Here is a 432-nt window from a genome sequence, read left to right on the forward strand (position 1 = left end):
CGTAGATCGCTACAACAACAGCGGAATAACTGTGCATACCTCCGGCGACACCACTCGTGTTGTATGAAAAGTAGGCCGAGCCACGGCACCGGCGACGGCGACAGAGAGGGCGGCGTCAGAGGTGTATAGGAGACAGAGTACGGTCAGCTCGGTGACAACAGCAACACCGACCGACTAGCGCCCGTCCCCGTCGGCCTTCGCCAGATTGTGGTCACCGGCATCACCCGCGACAGGAACGACGCCACACCCGCACCCGCCTGGAACACCGGCAGCCGCACCTGGGACACCACAGCACCGGCACAGCACGCAGGAAAAGTCCCAGCAACCACCCACTGGCTGTCACTTATACACAGCTGACGATGCCGAAGAAAGCGAAGGCGTAGATGCAGATGGGCGGCGGCCGACGGAAACGAGAACGCAGCACGACGCAGG

General features: G+C 62.3%; 1 protein-coding gene. It reads right to left on the reverse strand.

From position 1 onward, the window contains the following. Positions 1-143: 143 nt before the first annotated feature. Positions 144-432: hypothetical protein (locus tag CRD59_RS08265; protein ID WP_236632802.1), on the reverse strand; the 289-nt coding region annotated here is incomplete at its 5' end.

Origin of the sequence: Bifidobacterium xylocopae, from assembly GCF_003315615.1 — a bacterium.
Classification (GTDB): domain Bacteria; phylum Actinomycetota; class Actinomycetes; order Actinomycetales; family Bifidobacteriaceae; genus Bombiscardovia; species Bombiscardovia xylocopae.